Raw genomic sequence first — 17,855 nt, 5'->3', positions numbered from 1 at the left:
CTCGGTTTATTTTAGTCCAGGGACCCTGCAATAGAAGCAAACAACGACGGTAAGGCCTTAGCGGGACTATTTTCCTTCTTTACCAAGCCCTCGACCTTAAACCGTCTAGACCTTTGACGCCTCTTTACCATGCCGTCTTTCATGCCTTCTTCTTTTTCTTCTTACGCTTGCGAATGCGTTCATAGAACTTATACGTATCGCCGGGGCGCTCTCGAAAGCGCTTGTATTCCCATTGATACTGCAGTGGCGTTTCAACAATAGCTCTCTCGACACACGCATTTGCACCAGCCGCAGCCACCACTTCATCTTCGCTATAAACACGCTCATCAGGTGGCAAGAAGATTAATTCGAACCCTCCCCCTCCGGGCAAGCGTCGGGCAAGACCAATCACCGCTCGTGCTCCAGAGCGACTAATGAGCTTAGGCAGTAGCGTCGCGGTATAGGCAGGAATCCCAAAAAAAGGCGCAAAACAACCGCCTTGTCCAGGCTCAGGCTCTTGGTCAGGCAAGACCCCAACCATCTCTCCTCGTTTGAGGGCTTTCATAAGCTGCATCACACCGCGCCGATCAGTAGGCACCAAATGAGCGCCTGCGCGTTCTCGCCCACCTCGAATATGTACGTCAAGCGAGGCCATTTCAGGCGGCGCATACATCGCAGTGAAAGCATGACGCTTGGATAACCAAAGATTCAGTAGCTCCCAATTGCCGATGTGAGGCGCCAACAACACAACCCCCTGACCTGGCTTTAGAGCCGCCTCAAGGTGCTCAATACCATGAACTCGCTTAATCAGCGCTAACGTTTTATCGAGCGGGCCAAACCACATTACGCCCAACTCAAGCATCGTGGCGGCACTGGCAGACAAACTTTGGCGCTCCATACGACTACGCTCTTGCTTGGTAAGACGTGGGTAGCATAGCGACAGGTTCGTTCGCGTCACCTGCTGCTCTCGGCCTTTAATACCCCACAAAGCGCGCCCAAGTAACCAGGCCAGCCCATGCAACCCTCTCAACGGCACACGAGCGGCACCTTTCCAGAGGCAAACAATAAACTGTGGCAACCATTTATCTTTCACAAACAGCCTCTTAACAATAACAAACCAGCATCATGAACTGCTCAGAGCGCTCATTATAAGCCGCATAAAGATATCCGAAAGCTACTTTCTTGATCCTAGAAATTTGACCTCTATCAAGAAGGCGCTCACTTCATGTTGATGCATTAACGATAACCATTATCATTAGCGATAACATTTAATGGGAGCGGCACCATGACATCATCCTCTTCTATCTTGCAAGCAGCCCCGCATCAGAGCGGCCAACCCAAAACTTCTCGAAGCAGTTTTGGCACCTTTTTATCGCGCCATGGCTGGCGACAGCGCCCATGCTCAACGCCCGCGAGACAATTAGAGCTAGACGCTGATACCAGCTCAACACGCCTGATCAGTCCAGCAATTCGAGACTGAGATCTAACGCTTCATATCAGTGGCGTTCAAGAAGAATCAATTTGTTCTCTCGATAGGGGCTCGGCAATGCTTATGAATCGGTCTAACATGGGGGGCTTAACAAATAAGCTTAATGTTAGATCCATTGACTAGCGACCCGACGAGCCATGATTGCCCAGATCCCCGTAGTCACGACACCAGAACAACCTTATCTAGACTTCTTAAGCGCGCTACGCCAAGCGGGCTTCTCAGGAGAAGTCAGCCCGGACCCAACATCACCGACGGTCTTAACTGATCGATTAGTGATGTCTACCGATAACTCGATCTATCAACAACTGCCCCAAGCGGTGGTTTATCCGCGCCACGCCGAAGACTTGCAATGTATTGCGCGACTCATGGACCAGCCGGAGTTTTCACAATTAGCCGTGACACCACGGGGCGGCGGGACAGGGACTAATGGCCAATCATTAACCGATGGTGTGGTTGTGGACATTTCACGCCATATGAACCAAATTCTGGAGATTGATGTAGAGAAACGTCAGGTCAGGGTCCAAGCCGGGGTCGTCAAAGATCAACTCAATGCGGCCCTCAAACCGCACGGGCTTTTCTTTGCCCCAGAGTTGTCGACATCTAACCGGGCCACCATTGGCGGTATGATCAATACCGACGCCTCTGGGCAAGGTTCTTGCGAATACGGTAAAACACGTGATCATGTTTTAGCCCTATCCACCGTATTCCTAGGGGGAGAACTCTGGCACTCAACGCCTATTAAAGAAGAGACAGCGCTGGAAGCAATATGCCAGCGGGACGATACCGTCGGTCGTGTGCATGCCAAAGCGCGAGACATTATTGATCAGCAAAAGCCGCTGATTGAAGCCAAATTCCCCAAACTGAACCGCTGCTTAACGGGCTATGATCTTGCTCACCTGCGAGACGAACAGGGCTACTTCAATCTGAATAGCATTCTATGCGGCAGCGAGGGCTCACTAGGCTTTATTGCCGAGGCAACACTCAACGTATTGCCCATTCCTAAGCACTCCGCTCTAGTGAATGTCCGATATGCCGGTTTCATGGATGCGCTTCGAGATGCTAAAGCACTGATGGCCATTGAGGATAATCGCCCGACGTCCATTGAAACGGTTGATGAAAAAGTCTTGTTGCTGGCAATGGAAGATATTGTCTGGAACCAAGTCGCGGATTACTTTCCAGCAGAAGAGAATGCGCCGCCCACTCGGGGCATCAACCTGATCGAATTTAATGCCGAGACTGAGCAGGCACTCAACTCAAAAGTCCAAGCATTTACCGATCACCTCCAGCAAGATTCCACGGTTTCTCGCATTGGCCACACCATTGCCACCGGGCATGCACAGATCACACAAGTCTATGCCATGCGAAAGCGTGCTGTAGGTCTATTGGGTAATGCGAAAGGCGAAAAGCGCCCCATTCCATTTGTTGAAGATACGGCAGTCCCGCCAGAAAACTTGGCGGATTATATTGCGGAATTTCGACAGTTGCTGGATAGCCACCATTTACAATATGGCATGTTCGGGCATGTCGACGCTGGTGTACTACATGTCCGCCCGGCAATCGATATGAAAGACCCGCAACAATTGGCCATGGTGCGCACCATCAGCGACCAAGTCGCAGCTCTCACTCAAAAGTATCATGGCTTACTCTGGGGTGAACACGGCAAAGGGGTACGTTCTGAATATGCTCCCGAATTTTTTGGTGAGCTTTATCCCAGTTTACAAGCCCTTAAAGCAGCGGCTGATCCGCGTAATCAGATCAACCCCGGAAAGATTGCAACCCCCATCACAATCGATGGCGCTGAGTTGCTTAAGATCGATGAAGTCACCACTCGCGGTGAACTGGATAGACAGATTGACGAGGCCGTCTGGCAACACTTCCCCAGTGCGGTTTATTGTAATGGTAATGGGGCTTGTTTTAACTATGACGTCAATGACCCCATGTGCCCGTCATGGAAGGCCACCCGAGAACGCCGGCAATCCCCCAAAGGTCGAGCCAGTTTGATGAGGGAATGGCTTCGTCAACAGGGGAATGCAGGCGTCAATGTGATCGAAGCGGCCGCCAAACCACCCGGTTTTTGGCGCAGCTTACCCGCGCGGATTAAAAATACCTTAGCCAAACGCCGTGGTGACGTTGATTTCTCACATGAAGTCTATGATGCCATGGCAGGTTGTTTGTCATGCAAATCCTGTGCAGGCCAGTGCCCGATCAAAGTAAGCGTGCCTGAGTTCCGCAGCCAGTTTCTAGAGCTTTACCATCAGCGCTACTTACGACCGCTCAAAGACTACTTCATCGGCTCACTGGAATATCTCATGCCGACATTGGGTCGTTTTACCGGTTTATACAATGCAGCAATGCGTAATCAATGGGTCAAAAAAGGGTTAGCGCGTTATGCAGGCATGGTTGATAGCCCGCTATTAAGTACCGTACAGCTCGGCACACGCTTGGATGAATTGGGGCTCCCCGAAGCGACTCCAGCTAAACTCCGCGCACTGAGTGATAGTGAGCGGCGCATGACGCTGGTGTTGGTACAAGATGCCTTCACCAGTTATTTCGAGTCACAAGTCGTGCTCGATACATTATGCTTGCTCCGTAAGCTCGGCTTTAACGTTTTGATAGCGCCTTATCGACCTAATGGGAAACCGCTCCATGTTCAAGGGTTTATGAAGGCCTTTGATCGCGCAGCGCGACGCAATGCACAGTTGCTTCGAACACTCAGTGACACTGGCGTACAATTAGCAGGGTTAGATCCCGCCATGACGCTGACTTACCGACAAGAATATGCCAAGTTGCTTGGCGAGTCGCAGACCCCCAATGTCATGCTGTTACAAGAGTGGCTCGTCGAGCGCCTCGACTTATTAACTCCACAAGCGATTCACTATAGCCAACCATTTAAACTACTGGCCCACTGCACAGAAAAAACCAATGCAGTTCATGCGGTTAAACAATGGCAGCAAGTGTTTTCCGCATTGGGTGTACCACTAGAAGTGATCAATAACGGTTGCTGTGGTATGGCGGGGACTTTTGGCCATGAAGCTCAAAATCGTGAGACGTCCGAAATTATTTACCGACAGAGCTGGGGTGAAATTATTCAACAAGAAGGGGTTGAACAATTACTGGCTACGGGCTACTCATGCCGCTCACAAGTCAAGCGAATGGAAGGCGATGACCAAGGGCTTAAGCATCCCGTTCAAGCATTGCTCCATGTGATGAGCCAACAAGTCGAAGCCAGCCAAGCGGCCTAAAGAACGCCGGAACCATCGCTTTTAAACTTAATATGAGAGTGCGTTAACGTATGGCCACAGAAACTTCACAGACAGATGCTCTGATCACAGCGCATACCCTGAACTGGGTGCGAAGCTTTATTGTGGCCCATAACATCTGCCCATTCGCCCGCTATGAATTAGCCAGGCCAGACATGAGGATTCAGGTCACTCGGGCCCGAAAAGCCCGAGAAGCTTTGAGCGCCCTAGAGGATGAATGCCTGTGGATGGAGCAACATCCACAGATTGAAACCTCACTTATCGTCATGCCTGAACTATTCAAAAGCTTCGAATCTTATCTTGAGTTTGTCGCCCGTGCAGAAGATTTTTTATTTGATGCCGACTATGAAGGTATTTATCAATTAGCCACTTTTCATCCCGAATATTACTTTGCTGATAGTGACCCAGATGATGCGGCCAACTTCACTAACCGGTCACCTTACCCCATGCTGCACTTGCTCCGAGAATCGAGTGTTGAAAAAGCAATCGCACATTATGGAGAGACACAAAAGATCCCTGAGCGCAATATTGAGCACCTGACGCAAATGGGACGGCCCGCAGTAGAGGCCTTACGTGAAAACTGCTTCAAAGTATGATCTGAAACCCGATGCAAACCGTCACGATTCATACTCAGATTCGAGAGATCCCTGCCTCACAATGGGATGGATTACGTTGCGATGATAATCCGTTTACCCGCCATGCATTTCTTGAAGCTTTAGAAAGTAGCGGCTGTGTTGGTGGCGACAGCGGCTGGCAACCCTTACATCTAACATTGCACCAGGGAGACCAACGGGTTGCGGCGATGCCGCTATATTTAAAGTACCACCCGTGGGGAGAGTATGTATTTGACTGGGCTTGGGAAGAGGCTTGGACACAATATGGCGAAGATTATTACCCCAAATTAGTCACCGCTATACCCTTCACACCCAGCGTAGGGCCACGGTTGTTATATAACCCCACACAGATCAGCTTGGATCACAGCATTAGCGCTATGACCCAAGCCATCAGGCAATTATGTGAAGAACACCGTTTGTCCAGCTGGCACACATTATTTATGCCCCCCGCAACACGCCATCACTATCAAGCTCAATCATTACTGCTCAGGCAAGGTTGCCAATATCATTGGTACAACCGGGGATATCACAGCTTTGATGATTTTCTCAACACCATGACCGCAAAGCGCCGTAAAACCGTCAAACGTGAGCGGCGCCGCTGTATCGAACAAGCAATCACATTACAAACCCTAGCGGGCCATGAGATTACGGCAGCGCACTTGACTCATTTCTACCACTTTTACCAACTCACCTACCTCAAGCGTGGACGACAAGGGTACTTAAATCAGGACTTCTTCCAGCAATTACGACAAACGATGCCTGAACAGCTGGTATTAGTCATGGCTTATCATCACCAAGAGGCCGTAGCAGCCGCCTTATCATTCCGAGATCAACACCATCTATATGGGCGTTACTGGGGATGTCTTGATGAATATGACAGCCTGCACTTTGAAACCTGCTACTACCAGGGCATTGATTACTGTATTGATCAAGGCCTTCAACATTTTGATGCTGGCGCCCAGGGAGAGCATAAGATTCAACGCGGCTTCGAACCCATTGCCACCTGGTCAGCACACTGGATCGAAACCGCCATGTTCCGCCAAGCCATTAAGCACTATGTTGAAACCGAGCAACAGCAAATGACTCAACACATCGAGCAACTGCGTCAAAGGCTGCCATTTCATAAGTCGGGCTGAAAGAAAAGGCATAAGCGAGGCTTAAGCCTATACCGTCAAACTGCCGTTTAAAAGCGCACGCCGCCAGTCCACATTATTCCGGCAGAACCAAAGAGAATGACCTCAGTCGACACGGGCCCCCAGCTGGCCCCTACCCCGGGCAACACCGCCGGCGCAGTCCCCCAACCGTTTAAGGGAATTTTGTCTTTATATTCACCGCGATAGCCATGTAATAAGCCCATCGTCAACTTGCCATAAATATCCCACTGGTCGCTGCCCCACCAACGTTGAGTAACCCCCACATAAGCATATTCACTACGCTGGGCAAAAGAGTTACGAAAAGTGGCGGCACCCGCTAAATAACGTATGTCAGGTTGAGCAGGCAACCAGTCAAACGGCGCCTCACTAGGCGCCGTTTGGTATTCAAGGTTAATCATATCTTGATGGTTATTATGCTCTGGCTTGGGGTCAAAGTGTTTCGTCCAAAAAGAGGTCATTAATAACCATTGAGGTGACTGCGATGCCGTAGCCCAAGCAGGAGAGACAAAAAAAGAAAGGGCCACCAATCCCAAAAGTTTGCTGCGCCACCGCAAATTCATCAGATATCCTATTTAAAATTCATCATTTAAAGGCGCATCTCGATACCACACTGCTGCAAATGCTGCTTGGCTTGGGGGACTGAATATTCACCAAAATGGAAAATACTGGCGGCCAATACCGCATCAGCGCCGCCGAGTGTCACCCCCTCCACGAGATGATCCAGATTCCCCACTCCGCCAGAAGCAATAACAGGTACATGGACCGCATCACTAATGGCTCGGGTAACCGCGAGATCAAAACCATTTTTCGTTCCATCTCGATCCATGCTGGTGAGCAATAACTCACCCGCCCCTAATGCGACCATTTTTTTGGCCCACTCCACCGCATCGAGACCCGTTGGCTTACGGCCACCATGGGTGAATATTTCCCAACGCGCGACATCACCTTCAGTCGAGACTTGTTTGCAGTCAATGGCCACGACAATACACTGATTACCAAAGCGTTCTGCGGCCTCACGTACAAAATCCGGCCGCGTCACTGCCGCTGAGTTGATCGCCACTTTATCAGCACCGGCATTGAGCATGGCGCGAATATCATCACAAGTACGAATCCCACCACCCACGGTAAGCGGGATAAAAACCTCTCCGGCAATCCGCTCAACCATATCAATGGTGGTACCGCGCCCTTCATGCGTCGCCGTAATATCTAAAAAAGTAATTTCATCGGCGCCTTGCTCATTGTAACGCTTAGCCACTTCGACTGGATCACCGGCATCGCGGATATCAACAAAATTGACCCCTTTAACGACGCGACCGTTATCCACATCCAGACAAGGAATAATACGTTTGGCCAACCCCATAAGGACTCCTTACGCTTGTCCAGTAATCTGATCTGCCAATGCTTGGGCCTCGGCAAGGTCTAAAGTGCCTTCATAAATAGCACGCCCCGTAATCGCGCCTAAGATCCCCTGGTCTGAGACTTGGGCCAGTTGGTCAATATCGTCCATATTGGTGACCCCACCAGACGCCACGACCGGAATCCCGCCGACTTGCGCCAGCTCAACGGTCGATTCAACATTAACGCCCTGCAGCATGCCATCTCGGCTAATATCGGTATAAACGATGCTTGAAACACCATCATCAGCAAAACGCTTAGCCAGCTCAGTGGCCTTGATCGTGGACACTTCCGCCCAACCATCCGTCGCCACAAAACCCTCTTGAGCATCTAGGCCCACAATAATATGGCCAGGGAACAGGCGACACATTTCAGTCACAAACTCAGGTTCTTTCACCGCTTTGGTGCCGATAATCACCCACTGCACACCCGCGGTTAGATAATGCTCAATGGTATGGGCCGATCGAATGCCCCCACCGATCTGAATGGGTAAGTTAGGATTCGCTTGTGCAATCGCGGTAACCGCCTCGCCATTCACCGGCTGACCATCAAAAGCCCCGTTCAGATCAACCAAATGCAAACGACGAGCGCCAGCCTCAACCCAACGTGCAGCCATCTCAACGGGATCGCTGCCATAGTGAGTTGCATCATCCATGCGCCCCTGCTTCAGCCGCACACATTGACCATCTTTAAGATCGATTGCAGGAATAACAAGCATTGAAGTATCCATCGTCAGGCTGAAGCCAAGCTTCAGCAGTCAAAATTATTATTCAATTGGGCCGGGCGGTATACCCGCCGAAGAGATTTTCGCTAAAGCCCACCGAGGCCATACCTCGGGGTCTCAGGGTCGCCAGTCCACAAAATTACTCAATAACTGCAACCCTGCTTGAGCGCTTTTCTCTGGGTGAAACTGAGTCCCTGCCACATTGTCTTCAGCCATCACCGCAGCAAATTGCACAGGTCCATATTGGCAATGACCCAATACGGCGTCAGGGTCATTGGCCTGAACATAATAACTGTGCACAAAGTAAAAGCGCTCTCCCGCAGGAATATTGGCCCACAAGGGATGATCTGGACGCGTCGGCATCACTTGATTCCACCCCATGTGAGGGACTTTCAAGCGCTGCCCCTCGTGGTCAGTTAAATCATCTCCAAAAAAGCGCACTTCGCCCGGAAAATGATTCAAGGCCGTCACGCCTCCATTTTCTTCACTGCGAGACATTAAAGCCTGAAAACCGACACAAATACCCAAAAAAGGTTTATTAGCCAAACACTCCTGAATCACCGGCACCAACCCGGTCTGAGACATCTCGCCGAGACAATCTCGAATAGCGCCCACACCGGGGAGCACAACACGCTCGGCCGACCGGATAACATCAGGATTACTTGAGATTGCGACACTTTTTCGCCCATTCGCCACCTTCTCTAAGGCTTTATGAGCAGAGTGAAGGTTGCCCATACCATAATCAATGATGACGATATCAGCGGTTTGTGAACGATCAGAGAGCGACATCAGAGCACTCCTTTTGTTGAGGCAATCTGGCCGGCCATCCTGAGGTCTTCAGACAACGCCATACGTAGTGCTCGACCAAAGGCTTTAAAAATAGTTTCAGCCTGGTGATGGGCATTAAAACCTTTGAGATTATCAATGTGCAGCGTGACTAACGCATGATTCACAAAACCTTGAAAAAACTCCCAGAAAAGCTGGGTATCCAAGCCACCAATAGAGGCTCGGGTAAACTCACACTGAAAACTCAGGCCAGGGCGCCCTGAAAAATCAATCACAACACGGGAGAGCGCTTCATCCAAGGGGACATAAGCGTGTCCATATCGGGTCATGCCCCTTTTATCACCAACCGCTTGGGCAAAAGCCTGTCCCAGCGTAATGCCTAGATCCTCAACCGTATGATGATCGTCAATATGGCGATCACCCACAACATCCAGTTTCATATCGATCAGGCCATGACGTGCAATCTGCTCTAACATATGATCAAGAAAGCCAATGCCACTGTTACTGGCAAATTTCCCGTCACCATCCAGGTTAATTTCAACCTGAATCTGAGTTTCCAGCGTATCACGGCGCACACTGGCGATACGTGCAGTCATGGATATCTCCACTGAATTATTATCGATTTGAGAAACCATTCACGGATGAAAGCAGCATCACTCCCGTCAAGGCACTCAACAACAAGTAACCATAAGCTGTAATACTGACGTCACACCACCGATCACCCGCTCAACGGTCCGGGCTCGATTATACCCTGACCCGACACTCAGTTCATGGCGCATGCACATTAAAAACAACAAAACCGCCTGTCAAAGGCGGTTTTGGATCAAGGCGTATACAGACCACTAACTTTACAAGCCCATCATGGGCCGTAAAGGTAAGTCACTGCCAGGAAAGTTACTGATAGGAAAGTCACGACAAATGATTAAACCATCGCTTTGACGTGAGCATCAATGGCGGCTTCAGCATTCGCAATGGCTTTTTGTTTAGCTTCATCGCCCATACTGACACCTTCGGCATAAATAAACTCGACATCCGTCTGGCCAATCATACCCAGCAGGCTTTTCAAGTGTGGCGTCTGGCTATCCGCCGGAGTTCCCGCATACAGACCACCACGCGCCGCCAAAATTAAAACGGGTTTGGTTTCTAACAGGGCTTCAGGACCCTCGGCAGTATAACGGAAAGTCGAACCCGCTCTCAGAACGCGATCGAACCATGCTTTTAACTGTGTCGGAATGCCAAAGTTATACATCGGTACCCCAAGCACAATACGGTCAGCCGCTTTAACTTCATCAATCAAATCATCAGAACGCTGACGCAATTGCAGTTGCGCTTCAGTCGGCGTTTCGGCCATCCAGCTGCCCATTTCCTCTGCAGTGAGGTGCGGCAAGCTATTCTCAGCCAAATCACGCTCAATCCATTCCACTTGAATGCCTTGAGCTTTCAATTGTGCTTTGTAGTGATTAGCCAAGTGATTGGATTGGCTATTGTCACCCAGAATAGAAGAGGTCAGCAGTAAAATTTTCATTATGTCTCCTTAAGACGCCTAACCGATTGCGGGTGCCCGATAAATGACGGGGTCACCACCATAGTTTTATTCTCAACAAATTCTGTCGTATGAAAATCACATTTATGCGGACGAACCTTTCTAATAAAACGAATATCGCCTCAATAATAGTCTGCTGCTATTGCACTTATAGCGAGATTCAAACGAAGTTCGATCGCAATAATGACCCTAATCAAAACAGGGTTTTTACCACCCCTCAGGATGAATAAAGCGTATCGACGAGAGGCGTAACGCCGCGAGTCGGCCGTGCATAACGCAATAAGCCCTGGCGTCTGAGGCCAGCAAAATAGGCCGTGGTCAGCATTGAAACAGGGCATCATAATGAGGAGTGAACCATGAACTTGACACAAAGCTTGGTCACCGGTGTTCTATTCAGCCTGTGCCTACCCGCCTGGGCTGACCGAGCCACCGATGAACCCATAACACCTATTTCCCCAGCCCAAGTCAGTAACCCTGAATTGGTCGAACTGGGCAAACAATTATATTTTGACCCTCGCTTATCCCGGTCGGGCTTTATTTCTTGTAACTCTTGTCACAATCTGAGTATGGGCGGCACAGACAATTTACCCACCTCAATTGGCGATCACTGGCAACAAGGTCCGATCAACTCGCCCACCGTGCTTAATGCCAGCATGAACCTGGCTCAATTTTGGGATGGTCGTGCCGCTGACTTAAAAGCACAGGCGGGCGGCCCGATTGAAAACCCCAAAGAAATGGCCTCAAACCATACACTGGCTGTCGAAGTCTTGCGTTCAATTCCAGAGTATCGTGCTAGCTTTAAAGCACGTTTTGGTAATGAAGCCATCACCATTGATCAAGTAACGACCGCAATCGCAGCCTTTGAGGAAACACTGGTCACCCCGAACGCTCGTTTTGATCAATGGCTCAAAGGCGATGATGACGCGCTCACTGAACAAGAACAATCAGGATACGCACTGTTTAAAGAGATCGGCTGTACAGCGTGTCATTATGGCCCTGCCATAGGCGGCAAATCATTTCAGAAGATGGGGTTAATAGAAGCCTACCAAACAAACAACCCGGCCCAAGGAAGAGCAGGCGTCACCGGCAAAGATGCGGATCGTTTTATGTTTAAAGTGCCGACACTGCGCAATATCGCCTTAACCTACCCCTACTTCCACGATGGTGCTTACTGGAACTTAAGTGAAGCCGTTGATGTCATGGCTCGACTACAACTAGGGCGGCAGCTAAATGACGATGAAAACGCACGTATTGTGGCATTCTTGAAAACGCTTACAGGCCAACAGCCTGACTTTAAACTGCCGATTCTTCCCCCTTCAACACCGGAGACTCCACGGCCCGAGCCTTTCCCAGAAAATTAAAAACCATTTAAACCCACGTGTTTAACTGATCAGGGGCCTGATAAGGCGCCTGATCCACGCCATGAATGAATCGATCCGAGGTTGGCCAAAAGGCTTGAGTCCACTGAAAAGCCCACCCATAATTGAATTAATCTCAACATAAAAAAGGCCAACATGAAGAAGCCTCATGATTGAACTTCGTCATCTCAAAACACTTGTTGCGCTCAATGCCACAGGCAGCCTAGTGGAGGCAGCCGAACGCCTGCATCTAACGCAGTCAGCGCTGTCTCATCAGCTCAAAGCCCTAGAGCACCTTTTAGATGCCGAGCTGTTTGTACGCAAAAGCAAGCCTTTACAGTTCACCCCCACGGGACAACGCCTCCTAAAGTTAGCAGATGAGATACTACCTCGTATCGACACGGCAGAGCGTGATCTCAAGCGACTGGCTAGCGGCCAGGCAGGACGCCTTCACCTAGCCATCGAGTGCCACAGCTGCTATCAGTGGCTGATGCCGACACTCGATCAATTTCGTAGTCAGTGGCCCGAAGTGGAAGTCGACATTCCGTCCGGACATAGTTTTAACCCGCTACCGGCACTTAAACGTCAGGAGCTCGAGCTCGTCATTACATCAGACCCAAGGCCCATTGAGGGGATTGTCTATGCGCCTTTATTTCGCTACGAAATCTTATTAGCGGTCGCGAAAGATCATCCTTTTGCACAAGAAACAGGGGTCACGCCAGATGCTCTCAGTCAGGAAACACTGATCACCTACCCTGTCGAGAAGAATTTACTGGATGTCTTTACCCATTTTCTCGACCCGGCCGGGGTTGAACCAGCTTCAGTCAGAACAGCAGAGCTCACTATCTTAATGATGCAACTAGTCGCCTCTGGCCGCGGTGTCTGCACGCTCCCCAACTGGGCCTTGGATGAGTACCTGCAACGCGGCTATGTAGCGGCCTGTCGATTAGGAGAGCAGGGGACTTGGGGGACGTTATACGCAGCTTATCGCGATCAGGCCCAGCCGCTGGCTTACCTAAAAGCATTTATCGAGATTGCACGCCAAACCTCTCAATATGTACTCGCAGGTGTCGAGTCTGTGACGGGGTCGTCACAAAATTGAGACTAAATTGACACCGACACACCCTACCCACATCAGGATAAGATGGCAGATCACACCTCCATCAGGATGAATGAGGCAAATGCAACGACGCATCACTATCACTCCGCTATGGATCGCAGCCTTATTAGCACTGAGTCTGGCTGTTTGGTTAATCACCGGAACGCAACAACAGGCACGACAACAAGCGCCCGATGATCACGTTTTATCCGAAGCGCAAAACCCTAATGCGCCAGACACCCCCAAGGTCAAAGTTCGCCGGATCCAAGCCCAGCAACACCCCATGAATTTAATCCTCCAGGGGCAATTAAAAGCATGGCAATCCGTTGAGTTGAAAGCGCGGCTAGATGCGCCTGTCTCTGCGCGTCCTGTCAAAGAAGGTTCAAGGGTCGAAGCCGGTCAAATTCTACTGCAACTAGCGCCAGAGGATCGGCCCGCTCAGTTAGCCCAAGCACAAGCAGATCTTGCCCTCGCCCAAGAGCAACTCACGGCATCAGAACGGTTACAACAAAAGAACCTCAGTGCGCGAACAGAAGTACTCAGCCGCAGACGAGATCTTGCTAACGCTCAAGCCACCTTGGCTAATCGGCAGCAACAAATGGCTGACCTCACGCCCAGAGCGCCTTTTTCTGGCATTCTCAACCAGATTAGCGTCGACCTTGGCGATCTATTAAGCCCAGGCGAGACCTGGGGTGAACTGGTCGATCTGGACCAACTGAAAGCAACCGCCCAAGTCCCCCAACAACAAATCGAACAAGTGAGCCTGAACGATGCTGTCACGGTCACATTGTTGAATGGCGACACATTACCGGGTCATGTGCACTTTATCAGTGCTCAGGCGGACCCCGAAACACGCAGTTTTCGAGTGGAAGCCACTGTGCCCAACCCGGAACAACGACCCCTTGCAGGCGTCAGCGCAACATTGACCTTAGCGACAGGGCAAGTCACGGCACACAAACTTTCCCCCGCATTTCTAACGCTGGATGATCAAGGTCGTCTAGGTGTGCAGTATGTCACTGAGCAGCACACGGCCGGTTTCTTGCCCGTACAGATTATCGACACCCAGACAGATGGCGTTTGGGTTGCAGGGCTGCCCGAACAACTCGACCTGATCACATTAGGAGGAGGGTTTGTCCATGAAGGACAAAAGGTCAGCACGGAGGCAGACGGATGGAGTCCTTAATTAGAGCCGCCATGCTGCGCAGCCGTGCAGCTTTATTGCTTTTAACCATTATTGTCGCCGGCGGTCTTGGGGCTTATATCAGTCTACCCAAAGAGGCCAATCCGGATGTCACCGTGCCTTGGATTTATATCTCTATGACCCTCGAAGGCATCAGTCCGGAAGATGCCGAGCGTCTGCTTGTCCGCCCGATGGAGCAAGAACTACGCGCTTTAGAAGGTGTTAAAGAGATGAAAGCCATTGCTGGCGAAGGCCACGCATCGGTTACACTCGAATTTGATGCTGGCTTTAATCCCGATAAGGCGCTCCAGGATGTCCGTGATAAGGTCGATACTGCCCGCACAGAGCTGCCAGACGAAGCCGATGACCCTCAGGTCCATGAAATCAACGTCGCTCAATTTCCAGTTCTGTCTGTGGCCTTATCTGGGCCACTATCCCAAGCGGCGCTCGTCGCGACAGCACGTCAGCTACAAGATGCCATTGAAAGCATCCCAGAGGTCTTAGAAGTCGATATCGGAGGCGATCGAGAAGACTTGATGGAAATTGTGGTCGACCCGCAGGTCTTGCAAAGCTACGGCCTGGATTACGACCAACTGTATCAATTGGTCAATAATAATAACCGGCTAGTGGCGGCAGGAAGCCTCGATAGTGGCGCAGGCCGCCTCCCCCTCAAAGTGCCAGGGCTGATTGAGTCTCTGGATGATGTGTTGAACATTCCAGTCAAGGTGAATGGTGACACTGTCGTCACCTTTAAAGACATTGCCACGGTTCATCGAACCTTTAAAGACCCGACAGGGTTTGCCCGTATTAACGGCCAACCGGGCTTAGTCCTCGAAGTCTCCAAGCGGGCGGGGGCCAACATTATTGAAACCATTGATCAGGTTAAAGCCCTAATTGAAGCCTCATCACCGCAATGGCCCGAAGGGTTGAAAGTGCGCTATATCATGGATCAATCCCATGAAATCCGGGACCTGCTCTCGGACTTGCTGAATAATGTCCTCACCGCCGTGGTCCTGGTGATGATTATTTTATTGGCCACAATGGGCGCTCGCTCCGCATTCCTCGCGGGGCTAACGATCCCGGGCGCCTTTCTGGCCGGCATTCTCATGATCTGGGCGCTCGGCTTTACACTGAATATTATCGTTTTATTTGCCCTGATTCTGGTTGCAGGCATGTTGGTCGATGGCGCCATTGTGGTCACAGAGCTGGCTGATCGCCACCGCCAGCAAGGGTTATCCCCTTTTGAAGCCTGGGCACAGGCCGCAAGCCGTATGGGCTGGCCGGTAACGGCCTCCACCGCAACGACTATTGCGGTATTTTTGCCGCTACTCTTTTGGCCAGGGGTCACTGGGGAGTTCATGAAGTATCTTCCCGCCACCGTCATTGTCTGCTTACTCGCCTCATTGTTAATGGCCTTAGTGTTCCTGCCCGTCATGGGTCAAGCGCTGGGCAATCAGCATCCACCTAAAGCCACATCACCCCACCCTTGGGCCCGGGGATATCGGCACCTGCTGACGTATCTGCTACGCCATCCCGGTACCACCTTATTAGCGATGCTTGCACTAACAGCGATCATTTACATGGCCTATAAACGCCTTAATTACGGTACTGAATTTTTCCCGGATACAGAGCCTGAATCAGCCCAATTGATTGTCCATGCGCGCGGTGATTTATCCATTTACGAAAGCGATGCCTTATTGCAACAAATTGAGCAACGTCTTTACCCCATGAGCGAAGTGAAATCATTTTATGCCCGCTCGTACAGCCAGGGAAACCGTGATGAAGGGGAGGATGTGATTGGTGAAATTAAGTTCCAGCTCGTGGATTGGTATCAACGCCGCCCAGCCAATCAGATTTTGCAAGACATGCGTCAACGAACAGCCGATGTCGCTGGCGTACAGCTAGACTTTCGAAAACCAGATAATGGCCCCTCTTCAGGTAAACCGATCCAGATAAGGATCAGTGGCCAGGATACAGAGAGCATGTCTCGTGCCGTTGATCAACTCCGCAAAAGCATGGAAACTTTAGGCGGCTTTATCGACATTGAAGATAATCGAAATATTGCCGGAATTGAGTGGCGACTAGCCGTCGATCGCGAGGCAGCGGCTCGCTTTGGAGCCGACATTAACAGTGTCGGCAGTGCTATCCAGCTGGTCAGCAATGGCCTGCTACTGGCCACCTACCGCCCAGCAGATGCCGATGATGAAGTCGATATTCGAGTGCGTGTCCCTCCCCGCCACCGCACGCTCGACCAGCTCGATCGTATGACCCTTCAGACCTCTCGGGGAGAAGTCCCGATTCGCAACTTTGTCACACTTAAACCCGCACCGAGGGTTGGCAGCATTCATCACGTTAATGGCGACAGAACATTTACCCTGAAGGCGGATGTCGCCCCCGGCTATCAAGTTCAAAACCAACTGCAACGTTTACTGGCAGAGGACCCCGAGTTACCTAAAGGTGTTCAACTGAGTTTGGCGGGACAAGATGAAGATCAAAAGGAATCGGTCATTTTCCTCAGCACTGCTTTTATCATTGCACTGTTGCTAATGGCCTGGGTACTGACACTGCAATTCAATAGCTTTTATCAAACCTTACTGGTGCTCTCGGCCATCGTATTCTCAACCGCCGGTGTATTACTCGGGCTCCTGATCAACCAACAACCTTTTGGTGTGGTCATGGTCGGCATGGGCATTATTGCGCTGGGCGGGATCGTGGTGAATAACAACATTGTCTTAATTGATACCTATAATCAATTCAGACAAGCGGGTAGCACCGCTTTTGAGGCTGCACTGGAAACGGGTTGTTTAAGGTTGCGCCCGGTCTTGCTGACCGCGATCACGACCGTACTCGGCTTAATGCCTATGGTGCTCAGTATGAATATTGACCTATTGAGCCCGATGATTGGGTGGGGAGCCCCATCGACCCAGTGGTGGACGCAGTTATCCAGTGCGATTGCCGGTGGCCTTGCCTTCGCTACAGGCCTGACATTACTCGTCACACCGTGCATGCTGTTACTTGGTGCACAATGCCATCACCGCTGGCAGCAGTGGGATCAAAACAGACATCAAAACAGGGATCAACACGGGCATTAGCATTAAACACCCCAGAATATTGAGCATTACATCAAGCTTGGACATCAAAAGAAAGCGGTCTCAGTGGTCAACACCAGGTCTTGCAATCGGCCACTGAGGCTTTATCGTAGAGACGACGATTGACCTATCAGCCGTTAGGCTTAAGATAGGGTATTGATTATCCAATACAACCGCCTAACTAG

Annotated in this window: 15 protein-coding genes; 8 read left to right on the top strand and 7 right to left on the bottom strand. The window is 50.7% G+C overall.

The features are described 5' to 3' along the window. Positions 1 to 139 precede the first annotated feature (139 nt). Entirely contained in the window at positions 140 to 1,072 is a 933-nt protein-coding gene (locus BFW38_RS17540; protein ID WP_245686191.1) for a lysophospholipid acyltransferase family protein, read from the bottom strand. Between the two features lie 192 nt (positions 1,073 to 1,264). Here BFW38_RS17540 and BFW38_RS18070 point away from each other — a divergent pair, with 192 nt between their 5' ends. From BFW38_RS18070 to BFW38_RS17525, 4 genes are all read left to right on the top strand, one after another. Further along, complete coding sequence (locus tag BFW38_RS18070; RefSeq protein WP_139116665.1) at positions 1,265 to 1,459, top strand: hypothetical protein; 195 nt, start codon at positions 1,265 to 1,267, stop codon at positions 1,457 to 1,459. A gap of 146 nt (positions 1,460 to 1,605) precedes the next feature. Next, positions 1,606 to 4,710: a D-2-hydroxyglutarate dehydrogenase YdiJ gene (gene ydiJ / locus BFW38_RS17535; RefSeq protein ID WP_069000088.1), complete on the top strand. Its 3,105-nt coding sequence runs from the start codon at positions 1,606 to 1,608 to the stop codon at positions 4,708 to 4,710. Positions 4,711 to 4,760: 50 nt separating this feature from the next. Next, complete coding sequence (locus BFW38_RS17530) at positions 4,761 to 5,324, top strand: DUF1415 domain-containing protein (protein ID WP_069000087.1); 564 nt, start codon at positions 4,761 to 4,763, stop codon at positions 5,322 to 5,324. Positions 5,325 to 5,335: 11 nt separating this feature from the next. Further along, positions 5,336 to 6,478, top strand: a complete 1,143-nt coding sequence (locus BFW38_RS17525; protein WP_069000086.1) for a GNAT family N-acetyltransferase — start codon at positions 5,336 to 5,338, stop codon at positions 6,476 to 6,478. A gap of 47 nt (positions 6,479 to 6,525) precedes the next feature. Here BFW38_RS17525 and BFW38_RS17520 read toward each other — a convergent pair whose 3' ends face one another. From BFW38_RS17520 to BFW38_RS17495, 6 genes are all read right to left on the bottom strand, one after another. Continuing rightward, entirely contained in the window at positions 6,526 to 7,056 is a 531-nt protein-coding gene (locus BFW38_RS17520) for a hypothetical protein (protein WP_069000085.1), read from the bottom strand. A 26-nt stretch (positions 7,057 to 7,082) separates the two neighbouring features. Then, on the bottom strand, positions 7,083 to 7,856 hold the full coding sequence (gene hisF, locus BFW38_RS17515) for an imidazole glycerol phosphate synthase subunit HisF (protein WP_069000084.1): 774 nt from the start codon (positions 7,854 to 7,856) through the stop codon (positions 7,083 to 7,085). Between the two features lie 9 nt (positions 7,857 to 7,865). Further along, a complete protein-coding gene (gene hisA / locus BFW38_RS17510; RefSeq protein ID WP_069000083.1) occupies positions 7,866 to 8,609 on the bottom strand; it encodes a 1-(5-phosphoribosyl)-5-[(5-phosphoribosylamino)methylideneamino]imidazole-4-carboxamide isomerase in 744 nt (247 codons plus the stop codon). 123 nt (positions 8,610 to 8,732) lie between these two features. Continuing rightward, positions 8,733 to 9,404 carry an imidazole glycerol phosphate synthase subunit HisH gene (hisH, locus tag BFW38_RS17505; protein ID WP_069000082.1) on the bottom strand — a complete coding sequence of 224 codons (672 nt, stop codon included), beginning with the start codon at positions 9,402 to 9,404 and terminating at the stop codon, positions 8,733 to 8,735. After that, positions 9,404 to 9,997, bottom strand: a complete 594-nt coding sequence (hisB, locus tag BFW38_RS17500; RefSeq protein WP_069000081.1) for an imidazoleglycerol-phosphate dehydratase HisB — start codon at positions 9,995 to 9,997, stop codon at positions 9,404 to 9,406. Before hisB ends, hisH begins: the two co-directional genes overlap by 1 nt. Before the next feature lie 326 nt (positions 9,998 to 10,323). After that, positions 10,324 to 10,926 carry an FMN-dependent NADH-azoreductase gene (locus BFW38_RS17495; RefSeq protein ID WP_069000080.1) on the bottom strand — a complete coding sequence of 201 codons (603 nt, stop codon included), beginning with the start codon at positions 10,924 to 10,926 and terminating at the stop codon, positions 10,324 to 10,326. Between the two features lie 374 nt (positions 10,927 to 11,300). On the opposite strand from BFW38_RS17495, the gene BFW38_RS17490 reads away from it, so the two are divergent. The 4 genes from BFW38_RS17490 to BFW38_RS17475 all read left to right on the top strand — a co-directional run bounded on the left by BFW38_RS17490 (position 11,301) and on the right by BFW38_RS17475 (position 17,673). Beyond that, entirely contained in the window at positions 11,301 to 12,305 is a 1,005-nt protein-coding gene (locus BFW38_RS17490) for a cytochrome-c peroxidase (RefSeq protein WP_069000079.1), read from the top strand. Positions 12,306 to 12,471: 166 nt separating this feature from the next. Further along, entirely contained in the window at positions 12,472 to 13,404 is a 933-nt protein-coding gene (locus tag BFW38_RS17485) for a LysR family transcriptional regulator (protein WP_069000078.1), read from the top strand. Positions 13,405 to 13,483: 79 nt separating this feature from the next. Then, on the top strand, positions 13,484 to 14,584 hold the full coding sequence (locus BFW38_RS17480) for an efflux RND transporter periplasmic adaptor subunit (protein ID WP_069000077.1): 1,101 nt from the start codon (positions 13,484 to 13,486) through the stop codon (positions 14,582 to 14,584). Continuing rightward, the gene (locus BFW38_RS17475; protein ID WP_069000076.1) at positions 14,572 to 17,673 is read left to right on the top strand and encodes an efflux RND transporter permease subunit; all 3,102 of its coding nucleotides are present in this window, start codon (positions 14,572 to 14,574) and stop codon (positions 17,671 to 17,673) included. The genes BFW38_RS17480 and BFW38_RS17475 overlap by 13 nt, the downstream gene beginning before the upstream one ends. Positions 17,674 to 17,855 lie beyond the last annotated feature (182 nt).

Origin of the sequence: Terasakiispira papahanaumokuakeensis (assembly GCF_001709345.1) — a bacterium.
Lineage (GTDB): Bacteria > Pseudomonadota > Gammaproteobacteria > Pseudomonadales > Halomonadaceae > Terasakiispira > Terasakiispira papahanaumokuakeensis.
The sequence above is the reverse complement of the archived record's forward strand: the minus strand, read 5'-3'. Positions and strand labels throughout refer to the sequence as shown.

Excerpts from the sequence above, each read along its gene's own strand:
- BFW38_RS17480 (WP_069000077.1), top strand. The coding sequence starts at position 13,484 with ATGCAACGACGCATCACTATCACTCCGCTATGGATCGCAGCCTTATTA.
- hisA (WP_069000083.1), bottom strand. The coding sequence starts at position 8,609 with ATGCTTGTTATTCCTGCAATCGATCTTAAAGATGGTCAATGTGTGCGG.
- hisH (WP_069000082.1), bottom strand. The coding sequence starts at position 9,404 with ATGTCGCTCTCTGATCGTTCACAAACCGCTGATATCGTCATCATTGAT.
- BFW38_RS17485 (WP_069000078.1), top strand. The coding sequence starts at position 12,472 with ATGATTGAACTTCGTCATCTCAAAACACTTGTTGCGCTCAATGCCACA.
- hisF (WP_069000084.1), bottom strand. The coding sequence starts at position 7,856 with ATGGGGTTGGCCAAACGTATTATTCCTTGTCTGGATGTGGATAACGGT.
- BFW38_RS17475 (WP_069000076.1), top strand. The coding sequence starts at position 14,572 with ATGGAGTCCTTAATTAGAGCCGCCATGCTGCGCAGCCGTGCAGCTTTA.
- BFW38_RS18070 (WP_139116665.1), top strand. The coding sequence starts at position 1,265 with ATGACATCATCCTCTTCTATCTTGCAAGCAGCCCCGCATCAGAGCGGC.
- BFW38_RS17490 (WP_069000079.1), top strand. The coding sequence starts at position 11,301 with ATGAACTTGACACAAAGCTTGGTCACCGGTGTTCTATTCAGCCTGTGC.
- BFW38_RS17520 (WP_069000085.1), bottom strand. The coding sequence starts at position 7,056 with ATGAATTTGCGGTGGCGCAGCAAACTTTTGGGATTGGTGGCCCTTTCT.
- BFW38_RS17525 (WP_069000086.1), top strand. The coding sequence starts at position 5,336 with ATGCAAACCGTCACGATTCATACTCAGATTCGAGAGATCCCTGCCTCA.
- BFW38_RS17530 (WP_069000087.1), top strand. The coding sequence starts at position 4,761 with ATGGCCACAGAAACTTCACAGACAGATGCTCTGATCACAGCGCATACC.
- hisB (WP_069000081.1), bottom strand. The coding sequence starts at position 9,997 with ATGACTGCACGTATCGCCAGTGTGCGCCGTGATACGCTGGAAACTCAG.
- BFW38_RS17495 (WP_069000080.1), bottom strand. The coding sequence starts at position 10,926 with ATGAAAATTTTACTGCTGACCTCTTCTATTCTGGGTGACAATAGCCAA.
- ydiJ (WP_069000088.1), top strand. The coding sequence starts at position 1,606 with ATGATTGCCCAGATCCCCGTAGTCACGACACCAGAACAACCTTATCTA.